This window comes from Ruegeria sp. C2 (assembly GCF_056537765.1).
The window spans coordinates 142,509-153,489 of sequence record NZ_JBQFRZ010000004.1; the positions used below are offsets into that span (position 1 = coordinate 142,509).

The 10,981-nt window shown below is 57.2% G+C and carries 10 protein-coding genes and 1 pseudogene; 5 read left to right on the forward strand and 6 right to left on the reverse strand.

Going from position 1 to position 10,981, the window contains the following annotated elements; translation table 11 throughout:
• Positions 1 to 12 precede the first annotated feature (12 nt).
• From ACR0IV_RS14745 to ACR0IV_RS14760, 4 genes are all read right to left on the reverse strand, one after another.
• Positions 13 to 447 carry a GMC oxidoreductase gene (locus ACR0IV_RS14745; RefSeq protein ID WP_480659610.1) on the reverse strand — a complete coding sequence of 145 codons (435 nt, stop codon included), beginning with the start codon at positions 445 to 447 and terminating at the stop codon, positions 13 to 15.
• Between the two features lie 162 nt (positions 448 to 609).
• Positions 610 to 2,040 (reverse strand): NAD-dependent succinate-semialdehyde dehydrogenase, encoded by a 1,431-nt coding sequence (locus tag ACR0IV_RS14750; protein WP_480659539.1) that lies wholly within the window; start codon positions 2,038 to 2,040, stop codon positions 610 to 612.
• A 96-nt stretch (positions 2,041 to 2,136) separates the two neighbouring features.
• A complete protein-coding gene (locus ACR0IV_RS14755) occupies positions 2,137 to 3,084 on the reverse strand; it encodes a LysR substrate-binding domain-containing protein (RefSeq protein WP_480659540.1) in 948 nt (315 codons plus the stop codon).
• Positions 3,084 to 3,860 (reverse strand): aspartate dehydrogenase, encoded by a 777-nt coding sequence (locus tag ACR0IV_RS14760; protein WP_480659541.1) that lies wholly within the window; start codon positions 3,858 to 3,860, stop codon positions 3,084 to 3,086. The genes ACR0IV_RS14755 and ACR0IV_RS14760 overlap by 1 nt, the downstream gene beginning before the upstream one ends.
• A gap of 146 nt (positions 3,861 to 4,006) precedes the next feature.
• Here ACR0IV_RS14760 and ACR0IV_RS14765 point away from each other — a divergent pair, with 146 nt between their 5' ends.
• The 5 genes from ACR0IV_RS14765 to ACR0IV_RS14785 all read left to right on the forward strand — a co-directional run bounded on the left by ACR0IV_RS14765 (position 4,007) and on the right by ACR0IV_RS14785 (position 8,447).
• Entirely contained in the window at positions 4,007 to 4,960 is a 954-nt protein-coding gene (locus ACR0IV_RS14765; protein ID WP_480659542.1) for a dihydrodipicolinate synthase family protein, read from the forward strand.
• Positions 4,961 to 5,047: 87 nt separating this feature from the next.
• Positions 5,048 to 5,590, forward strand: coding sequence for a 3-hydroxyanthranilate 3,4-dioxygenase (locus tag ACR0IV_RS14770; protein WP_480659543.1), 543 nt, complete (start codon positions 5,048 to 5,050; stop codon positions 5,588 to 5,590).
• A gap of 27 nt (positions 5,591 to 5,617) precedes the next feature.
• Positions 5,618 to 6,592 carry a TRAP transporter substrate-binding protein gene (locus ACR0IV_RS14775; RefSeq protein WP_480659544.1) on the forward strand — a complete coding sequence of 325 codons (975 nt, stop codon included), beginning with the start codon at positions 5,618 to 5,620 and terminating at the stop codon, positions 6,590 to 6,592.
• Positions 6,593 to 6,657: 65 nt separating this feature from the next.
• On the forward strand, positions 6,658 to 7,191 hold the full coding sequence (locus tag ACR0IV_RS14780; protein WP_480659545.1) for a TRAP transporter small permease: 534 nt from the start codon (positions 6,658 to 6,660) through the stop codon (positions 7,189 to 7,191).
• Positions 7,188 to 8,447, forward strand: a complete 1,260-nt coding sequence (locus ACR0IV_RS14785; protein ID WP_480659546.1) for a TRAP transporter large permease — start codon at positions 7,188 to 7,190, stop codon at positions 8,445 to 8,447. The genes ACR0IV_RS14780 and ACR0IV_RS14785 overlap by 4 nt, the downstream gene beginning before the upstream one ends.
• Before the next feature lie 220 nt (positions 8,448 to 8,667).
• On the opposite strand, the gene thiC is transcribed toward ACR0IV_RS14785, so the two are convergent.
• Positions 8,668 to 10,467 carry a phosphomethylpyrimidine synthase ThiC gene (gene thiC, locus ACR0IV_RS14790; RefSeq protein ID WP_480659547.1) on the reverse strand — a complete coding sequence of 600 codons (1,800 nt, stop codon included), beginning with the start codon at positions 10,465 to 10,467 and terminating at the stop codon, positions 8,668 to 8,670.
• A 251-nt stretch (positions 10,468 to 10,718) separates the two neighbouring features.
• Positions 10,719 to 10,859, reverse strand: a pseudogene (locus tag ACR0IV_RS14795) (DDE-type integrase/transposase/recombinase); the annotation flags it as partial.
• Positions 10,860 to 10,981: the final 122 nt, after the last annotated feature.

A 10,981-nucleotide genomic window follows, 5' to 3' on the forward strand; every position in this document is an offset into this window, starting at 1 on the left:
AGTAAGGGAGCCCTAGTCGATCCGGATGTCTGCCATAGGCTCGCCTGTGATGAGGGTTGGTACTATCGCGTTGCCTGTTGATACACGCGGCATGACTGACGCATCCGCGATGGACAGGCCCTCAAGCCCGTGAACGGAAAGGTTGCCATTAACAACGGACATCTCATCCCGGTCCATCGTGAAGGTACAACTCTGGTGGAAATAGGTGCTCGCTGCGTTGCGCGCGAAATCCTTCAGGCTTAAGCTGTCCAGTGGTCCGGGCATGACCTCGCGCTTGACGTATTCGGCCATCGCCGCGTTTCCGACTTTGCGGCACAGTTCGGTGCAAGTGGTAAGCGCGCTTAGGTTCGACTCTTCCCGCAAAAGCCCGCCGCCGATTACAAGCGGCGCATCAGACGCACGTTGCCACGGTTTTGCGGCCGCACCAAACCGGGCGCGATGGTCCAGGAACCGGGCGGAACCTCTGTCTGCCTACCCGTGACTTCAGAGGCATAGGGCCCAAGTGTGTAGGGCAGTCCGGTCTAGCCTTTCCCCATTTCATGATTAGCCAGATTGCGCCTAATTCGCGCGCCGCTCCATTGACAACGCTTGGCGGGTTGTTGACCCGAGTTAGCAAATCGAAGCTGCGTGCCAGATGTTTTTGATTGTCATGTAATTGTCCAGGCCTTCGGTTCCGCCCTCTCGGCCATAACCACTCGACTTGACGCCGCCGAAGGGCGTTTCCGGCATGGAGGCCTCCAGCGTGTTGATTGAAAGGTTGCCGACCTCGACCTCATCCACCAGCCGGTCGATATAATCGGCGCGATTGGTGAAGGCGTAGCCGGCAAGGCCATAGGGAACCGAGTTTGCTTGTTCGATGGCGTGATCCAACGAGCTGACGGGATTGACTACTGCGACGGGACCAAAGGGTTCTTCTTGCATGATGTGGGCATTGTCCGGCACGTTCAGCAGAACGGTGGGTTGAAAGAAGTATCCTTTGTCGCCAAGACGCGCGCCGCCTGTGGCGACCATGGCCCCTTTTGCACGGGCGTCTTCGACAAGTTCGGTCAGTGCAGGGATACGGCGGTCGTTGGCGGTCGGCCCCATTTCAACACCATCGTCCATGCCATTGCCGACGACGGTAGCCTGGGCGCGCTTCACAAAAGCATCGGCGTAATCGTCGAAAATGCTCTCATGGGCAAAGAATCGAGTGGGAGATGTACAGACCTGACCGGCATTGCGCATCTTGCGCACAGCGCTGGAGGTCGCTGCCGTTTGCACATCAGTATCCTCGCAGACGATGACCGGCGCGTGGCCGCCCAGCTCCATCAGCACCCGGGTGTCATTCTGCGCGGCCAGCGTGGTCAGATGGCGGCCCACAGAGGTTGAACCGGTGAAAGCGACGAGCCGAACAGGCTCCTGCGGGATCAGGTAACCCGAGATGTCGGCCGGATTCCCGAAGACAAGGTTCAATACACCGGGCGGCAATCCTGCATCTTCAAAGGCTCTGGCAATGTGAATGGCGCCTGCGGGCGTTTCCTCGGCGGCCTTCAGAATTACGGAGCACCCCGAAGCCAACGCGCCCGCGATCTTGCGTGCAGGCTGGCTCATCGGAAAGTTCCACGGAGAAAACGCGGCAACGACGCCAACGGGTTGGTGATGCACGGAAAACTTGTGACCACGGGCGGCGGGGATCACGCGGCCATAGGTCCGCATTGCCTCTCCCGCATCCCATTCGAAGAATTCCGCGCCGCGGATCACTTCTAGTCGAGCTTGTTGCAACGGTTTGCCGTGTTCCAGCGTGATTGAGGTGGCGATCTCTTCCTGCCGTTCTCGCATGAGGGCGGCGGCACGCAGGATCGTATCAGCGCGGTCCCGTGGCGATGTGCGGCTCCAGAGCGCGAAACCTTTAACTGCGGCATCCAGAGCATCGTCGAGATCGCTCTGCTCGGCGCAGGGAAGGTGGCCGATTTCCTCTTCGGTGGCCGGATTGACCACCGGTATATCCGAGCGTGTCTTGCGCCACTCGCCTGCGATGAACAGCTTCATTTCTGGATACATGGACAGCCGCCTTTTGATTGACTGAACATTAGATCACCCGCCATGGGCATTCGCCTCAAGTGAATTGGATGAATACTGATATCAGAATGAGGAATATCAGCCCTGCCTCATTTGCGCCGCCAGATGGAGCGCCGCCTTGAACGCCCGCCCCGCCGGGGACAGGTCATCATCGGCACGCAACGAAACGCCGATTGGTCCATGACCGAAGGGGACTGTCCAGTCCAGCTCTACCAAATGACCATTTTCGATGTCGTGGGCGACAACTTCGGCTGGCATCAGCCCGATCAGATCGCGCGACTGTAACAGGGTGCGGTTGGTCAGGTAAGACACGCTTTCGATCGAGACTACAGGCACATATTGCTGCTGCCCGGTAAAGAAGTGATCGACCTGCCGCCGTAACGTTGTTTCCAGCGGCGGCAGGACCCAGCCAAAAGGCTTGGTCTGGGCAAAACTGACCCCAGCATTGCCCGCCAGAGGATGCGTTGGCCCGACAACGGCCAGAATGCGATCATCAAAAAGTTTTTCCTGCCTGATCTTGTCGCGATGACGGTGCGATGGAAGGCGCCCGACCACCATGTCAATCTCTCCTGACAGCAACCCAGGCATCAGCACCTCATTGGTGCCTTCCACCACTTTGATCGCAACCTTTGGACGTTCGGTCAAAAGAACCTCAATAGCTGATGGCAGCAGACTGGCAGAGGCCGCTAGCAGAGTACCAACGACCACGCGGCCGGCATTTCCTTCGCTTAGATCATCGAGTTCCTGCGCCGCTTGCGATATCTGCGCGAAAATCAGCTTGCCATGCCGGATCAAAGTCTCGCCAAAAACAGTCGGTCCGACGCCGCGATTGGTGCGGTCAAACAATTTGACCTCGAAATCCAGTTCCAGATCCTGGATCATCTTGGTGGCGGCGGGCTGAGATATCCCCAGCGACCGGGCGGCATTCTGGATGTTTCCGTGCGTTCCAACCGCCACCAGCAAACGCAACTGCCGTAGCTTAAGCCGGGTCAGCGCGCGCTCAACGATGCGGGCATGGCGTTCCATCACAAGGTGATCCTTAGGTCGAGCTGATCGAGCTTTGCCACTACGCTCATCGCGGCCAAGGCCGAAGACCGGGGGTTGTCGGGCAGGGAATTGCCATGGATTTGAAAATGAAACTCTCCAAACGTGCCCTTTGCGGTAACTTCATGAATGTTCTGCGTGATTGACGCATCCGCGATCAGGCGAACATGCGTCTCATCAAAGCCAAGCCCGGCCAATGCGACGGCAGCCGCGACATTTGCATTCTTGGGGTAATCCAGCGCCGCAGCGCGGGCGCTTCCTTCGAAATGCACCTGTGCCCCTTCTGACAAACCATCAAGATCCAGCTTGTCTTCTGCCTGAGAGCCACGCCACCCCTGCGGCGGCTTGCGACTGGTATAGGTTACAGTGCTCAGCCCGCCGACATTCGCCGCGCTCAGGCAATCCAGCGCACCGATAGCTCCGCTCGCCAGATACAGTCTTGAATTTCCTTCCTTGGCTGCCTGCGCAAGTGCGGATTGGGTGGCCGCGTCTGCAAGCGCCCCGAGCGATACTGTGATCATGTCGATACCGCGTGCCAGAATGCGGGGCCCATGCTCCGCCAGCGCCGCGTGCCCTGCGCAATCAATCATCAGATCCAGATCATCTGGCAACGTTTCGACCGTTGCAATCTCCAGTGTTGCGTCGGGCGCCACTCGCTCGGGCCGTAGCAAAATGGCGGTAAGTTCATGTCCGCGATCCGCAAGGGCCGCGCGGACATATCGCGCAATGGCGCCTTTTCCGATCAATCCAACCTTCATTCCATTGTCATAGGTCAATCCAAATTGCACTGGAATTGAAAAGCGTCAGATATTCATTTTTTCGATACCCACTTACCGGCTTCACCTTGGACGCCGCCCGCGCAATGCAGTTTGTTAGCGGCAGCACATTCTACAGGTAGCGGCTCATGCAATATACAAAACACGAAGCGAAGACTTATGCCCGCGAGAACATGACGGGCATCTGGGCGGCTGCTCTGAACCCGTTCAGTGAAGACCTCTCGCTGGATGAGGAGGGCCTGCGCGCCAATATCCGGCATTGGATCGACGACCTTGGCATTCAGGGCCTGTTTATCGCAGGCAAGCAGGGGGAATTCTGGGCGATGAGCCTGGAGGAGCGCAAGCGCAATATGACCATCGCGGTTGAGGAATGCGCCGGACAGGCCGGGACGATCATGTCGATCTCGGATCAGAACCTAAATACGGCGCTGGAGCTTGGCCGCCACGCGCAGGATTGTGGCGCGGATTATGTGGTGGTTCATGCGCCGATGCTCAGCTTTTGTCAGGAACGTGGGGAGCTGCTCTATCAGTATTATAAACGCTTCTGCGATGAACTGGACATCGGCATCGCCATGTGGAGCCATCCTGACAGCGGCTATCTAATGCAGCCCGAGGAATGCGCGCGGATCGCGGAATTGCCCAACATTGTCGCGATCAAATACTCGGTTCCACGCGAGATGTATGTGCGCCTGAGCCATATGGTTGGCGACAAGATTCATGTCTCGACATCTGCTGAACATGAATGGCTGGACAACATTCTGGAACTCGATTGGAAGCTCTACCTGTGTTCATCTCCGCCCTATCAGTTGCAGACAGCCAATGATCAGCGCATGAATGAATACACGCGTCTGGCATTTGAAGGCAAAGCAGAAGAGGCGCGGCGCGTCTTTGACAGCCTCAACCCGGTACGCGATGCGATGAAGCGCACCAAACCGGCCAGCAAACCCACCGCTTTTGGCAAATACTGGCAAGAACTTCTGGGGCAGCGTGGCGGGCGTGTCCGGGCACCTATGCTGGAGCTAACCGAGGCAGAGAAAGAGCTTATCCGCAACGGGTTCAACGAATGCGGGCTGAAGCTTTGATATAAGTAAATCAGATACCTACTTACGGACAATTTCTTTGCAGCTATGGAGATTGTCACACAGAATTTTTCGCGATGGGAGAAGGTCATGTCAAAACTGTCCGCGTTCAACTTCAAGACTTGGATTGATGAACACCGTCATCTGCTTAAGCCCCCGGTGGGCAACAAGATGGTTTTCGAAGACTCTGACATGATGGTCACGGTTGTAGGTGGCCCCAACAAGCGCACCGACTATCACGACGATCCGGTCGAGGAGTTCTTTTATCAGCTTGAGGGTGATATGCTGCTCAAGCTCTATGATGGCGAAGAATTCTATGATGTGCCGATCCGCGAGGGTGAGATTTTCCTGCTGCCGCCGCATGTGCGTCATTCGCCGCAGCGTCCGCAGGAGGGCTCTGTGGGGCTGGTGATCGAACCCAAGCGTCAGCAAGGGCAGTTCGATGCAATCGAATGGTACTGCTTTGAATGTCAGCACAAAGTATTCCGGGCCGAGTTTCAGCTGCAGTCCATCGTCAAGGATCTGCCACCGGTTTACGAGAAATTCTATGCGTCGGAAGAGGACCGAACCTGCCCGAATTGTGGTGCCGTGCATCCGGGCAAGGAACCTCCTGAAGGCTGGGTAAAGCTATAACAGGTCAGAAAAAAGACAGGGAAAACGATGAAACACTTCGCCAAGATTATTACCTCGGCAGCCCTCGTGGCTGCGTCATCTGTTGCCGTGAAGGCCGAAGAATTTCGACTGGGGCTGATCACTCCGCCCCCACATATCTGGACCAAGGCCGCCGAAGCCTTCGGCGCTGAGCTGGCCGAAACCTCGGGTGGTGCACACAGTGTTTCCGTCTTTCCGGCCCGCCAGTTGGGCAATGAGGCGGAGATGCTGCAGCAGTTGCAAACCGGTGCGCTTGATATGGCCTTCATGACGGTCGCCGAGGTTTCGAACCGGGCGCCCGAGCTTGGAGCGTTTTATGCACCCTACTTGGCCAATGATATCGGCCATGCGGGCCGCATTCTTCGCTCAGACACGGCCAAATCCATGCTTGAACCACTACCCGGGCAGGTGGGGGTCGTCGGTGTCGGCTATGGCATGGCAGGTCTGCGCCAGATCGTCAGTCGTGGGGAAATCGGCTCTGCGGAGGATCTTGCCGGGCTGAAATTGCGAATCACGCCTTTCACGCCGATCCTGGATTTCTACAACGCTGTTGGTGCCGCGCCGACCCCGATGCCCCTTCCCGCGGTCTATGACGCGCTGGCCAATGGTCAGGTCGATGCCATTGACATGGACGCGGAACTGATCTGGGTCCTGAAATACTATGATCACGCCGATACCATCGTGCAGTCGGATCATATGATGTTCCCGATGGTCGGCCTTGTGTCCGCCAAGGTCTGGGCCGGGCTATCCGATGAGGATCGCGCCATGATCGGCGATCTGATGGCCAAACATGTGGACAGCACCATCGACAGCTATGTCGCCAACGAAGCAGGCTGGCTGGAGCAGATCGCAGGCACGGGCAAGACCTACACCAAAGTGGATGCCTCGTTCTTTGGCGATGCGATTGACGAATGGAATGCCACCTGGTCCGAAAAAACCTCGTCGCTTGAAGCTTTGCGCGCAACGGCAGCAGAAACCGAGTAAGGTTCAATACAGGCAGTGAACTGGGCGCGAGTACGCTCGCGCCCTTTTTTCGTGGGGAAGGGGCCATGTTGTATCGTGTGTCAGCCGCTTGGGCGCGGATCGAGTTGCAGGCCGCAGCTTTGCTGGCGGTCTGCGTGACGCTATTGATCCTTCTGAATGTTGCTACCCGCAATGTTGGGCAAGCGTTGTTCTGGGTCGACGAACTGGCGATCTATGCCATGGTCTGGATGACTTTTCTTGGCGCCTCGGCCGCGTTGCACTATCGCAGCTCGGTTTCGATTACGATCCTGTCCGATGTCGCGTCCCATCGATGGCGTCGTGTGATCCGCAAATGTGTCGATGTCATCGTCTTCGCTTTTTCGCTGGCGATGCTGTGGTTCTGCTGGCGCTGGTTTATGCCCGCCGATCTTGCCAGTGCCGGATTCGACACGGTGAAGTTTCAGGGCAGCACTTTCAACTTCATCTATGCTGAACCTACGCTGACGCTGGGCTTGCCGAAATATCTGTTTTGGCTGGTGATGTGGCTCTTTGCCCTTGGCGCGACGCTGCATTCAACGACGCATCTTTTGTCAGCGGCACAGACAGAGGACGCCGCATGAGCGCTGTACTTTTTCTGGTAGCGTTGCTGCTGTCCGTGCCCGTTGCCATTGTGCTGGCAATCACGGCGATCTGGTATGTCTGGGAAAGCGGCAACACGGTTCTTTTCGACAGCTTTGCCCAGAAGATGTTCGGTGGGCTGGAAAATTATGGCCTGCTGGCCATTCCGCTGTTCATGCTGACCGGTGAATTGATGAACGAAGGTGGCATGACCCGCCGCCTTGTCGCACTGGCACGTGTCTTTGTTGGCGGGTTTCGCGGAGGGTTGGCCTATATCAACCTGCTGGCCAATATGTTCATGGCTGCGATCATCGGCTCGGCTACTGCTCAGATCGCGGTGATGTCGCGAGCAATGGTGCCCGCCATGAAAGACGAAGGCTATGATGAGGGGTTTGCCGCAGCAACAACGGCAGCAGGGGGGCTGCTGGCCCCCGTCATTCCGCCTTCGATGATGTTTGTCATCTTTGGCGTCCTGGCCCAGATCCCCATCGGGCAAATGTTTATTGCCGGAATCATTCCCGGGCTACTGCTGGCACTGTGTTTTGCGCTGGTGATAACGCTGATCGGCTGGTCGCAGCAGTTTCCAAAAGGCGAGTGGATGTCGCGTAGCGAAGCCGTACGCGCATTGCTTCAGGCTCTGCCAGCGATGCTGGTACCGGTGTCCATCATCGGGGGCATCCTGCTGGGCATCGCAACACCAACGGAATCCGCCGCTGTTGCTTCGCTTATAGCCTTTCTTATCGGCTGGCTGGTCTACCGTGATCTTGACCCGCAAAAACTGGGCGAGATGTTCAGGCGGACAGCCTCAAATGCGTCGATGATCCTGTTCATGATCGCAGCGGCCAGCGTCTTTGGTTGGGTCATCATCTATGAGGAATTGCCGCAAAAACTGGCTGATCTGATCACATCGATCACGTCGGATCCCTTCATGTTCCTCTTGATCGTCAACGCGGCGCTTCTTTTGATCGGCATGGTCATCGACGGCATCGCCGCGATCATCTTGATCACGCCCATCCTGCTGCCCATCGCGACCGGCTCTTATGACATCAGCCCCTATCAGTTCGGAGTCGTGGCCTGCCTGAACCTTGTGCTTGGGCTTTTGACGCCGCCTGTCGGGATAGGCCTTTATATTGCATCCTCCATGAGCGGGACCACGCCAGGTGCGATTCTGAAATCGCTCTGGCCGTTTCTGATCGCGGTGGCCGCAGTTCTGGTTCTGCTGAGCTATTTCCCAATTTTGTCCACGTTTCTGATCTGACAGGGCACAAGATCGCAACCGTAGATACCTGGTGAGGCCATATCATCGCGCCCATGCGTCAACCGTGGATAGTCGCGAGCTGGTCTTAAAGGCCTGACAATCAAGCGAAGCACCCCGTGCTGAGATAAGTGAGAAAGCATCTGTTTTCACGGCAATGAGCAAAATAAGCTGCAGTCGTGCAGGTATCACCGGAGCCGGAATTCAGCTCCGGTGACATTTGTCAGCTCTTTTTGGGTTCCACAGGTATGTAGAGGTCACCACCTTCACGGAACCGCGCGGCCATTGCTTCCATTCCTTCCTTCTGCGCCTCGGACCGAATGTCGTGGCTGATCCGCATTGAGCAAAATTTCGGCCCGCACATGGAACAGAAATGAGCCACCTTGTGCGCCTGTTTGGGCAGGGTTTGATCGTGGAATTCACGTGCGGTTTCCGGGTCCAGCGACAGGTTGAACTGATCTTCCCAGCGGAACTCGAACCGGGCGCGGGACAGGGCATCGTCGCGACGTTGCGCACCCGGCAGACCTTTGGCCAGATCGGCTGCATGGGCGGCAATCTTATAGGTGATCACGCCGGTTTTCACGTCATCCCGGTCGGGCAGGCCCAGATGCTCCTTGGGCGTGACATAGCAGAGCATCGCGCAGCCGTACCAGCCGATCATCGCCGCGCCAATACCACTTGTGATGTGGTCATAGCCCGGCGTGATGTCTGTAGTCAGGGGCCCAAGCGTATAAAAGGGCGCTTCGTGGCAGCACTCCAACTGCTTGTCCATGTTTTCCTTGATCTTGTGCATGGCCACGTGGCCGGGGCCTTCGATCATCACCTGACAATCCTTGGCCCAAGCGATCCTGGTTAGTTCGCCCAGCGTCTCAAGCTCGGCAAACTGTGCCTCGTCATTTGCGTCCGCAATAGAACCGGGCCGCAGGCCGTCACCGAGGCTGAATGATACGTCGTAGGCACGGCAGATGTCGCAGATTTCTTCGAAATGTTCATAAAGGAAGCTTTCCTTGTGATGATGCAGGCACCACTTGGCCATGATCGAGCCCCCGCGGGACACGATACCGGTGACGCGGTTTACAGTCATCGGCACCATATTGAGCCGAACGCCCGCATGGATGGTGAAATAGTCCACCCCCTGTTCCGCCTGTTCGATCAGCGTGTCGCGGAATACCTCCCAGGTCAGGTCCTCAGCGATGCCATTCACCTTTTCCAGCGCTTGATAGAGCGGAACAGTACCGATCGGGACGGGTGAATTGCGGATGATCCATTCGCGGGTATTGTGAATATTGCGCCCGGTGGACAGGTCCATCACCGTGTCCGCGCCCCAACGGATTGACCAGACCATCTTGTCCACCTCCTCTTCCATCGAGGAGGTCACAGCCGAAGTACCCATATTGGCGTTGATCTTGACCAGAAAATTTCGCCCGATGATCATCGGTTCGCTTTCGGGATGATTGATGTTGGCCGGGATGATCGCGCGGCCTGCGGCAACCTCGTCCCGCACGAATTCCGGGGTCACATAATCTGGTATGTTGGCACCCCAGTCATTGCCTTCGTGTTGCTCGGCCGCAGCTTCGCGCAGTTGGTTTTCGCGGATGGCGATAAATTCCATCTCTGGGGTGATGATCCCGGCGCGGGCATAAGCCAGCTGCGTTACTGCCTTGCCATCCGTGGCGCGCAGCGGGCGCGGACGGACTGGGAATTCAGGGGTCAGCCGATCCCCGTCGACAAAGCCATTATCCTCGGGTTTGATCTTGCGCCCGTCATACTCCTCGACATCACCGCGCGCCTCGATCCACTTTCGGCGCAACGGGGCCAGACCTTGTCGAATATCAGTAGTCACATTCGGATCAGTGTAGGGACCCGAGCTGTCATAGACCGGCAGCGGCGGTTCACCGGCCGTTGGATGGATCGAGATTTCGCGCATCGGGACGCGCACATCGGAGTGCCGCGTGCCACTCACGTAAATCTTGCGCGACGCCGGCAATTCACCCGTGGTGATCTTGGGATTGGGGACGTTCATTTTGGTGCTCCTCAAGCAATTCAACTCAAAAAGACACCAGATGAGTCGTGGCTTGGGGAAACGAGAGGGCGTGGAGCCCCCTTGTTCGGAGAGCGCCTGCCCGGTTTCCGGCCTGCGCACCCTAGCTTCCTACGCCAGTGTCAACTGGGTCAGGTTCAAAGGGTCGCGTCGCCGGGCAATGCCCCGTCAGCCTCTCAGTCCCCTTGGTGGGACTCCCCTGCGTGCGAAATTTGTATTGCATGTTGTGCGGACTAACAACGCATAGGTGTCACCTTCACCAACATTTGGGCGAAGAACTTCGTGGCGGTTGATTTGTTGCGGTGCGGGGAAAGCATGAATTCAAGCGTCTTGCCGTGCGTATGGACGGCTCGGCAGAGATAGACCCACGCGCTCTTTACGCGAACCTAGGTTTAGCTCATCTGCCAGGAACGGTTGTAGGACCCTTATCAACTTTCATGCCAAGCTGGTCTTCATCGTAGAGAGCAGCTTGAATCATGCCTCTTGGCGGTGAACC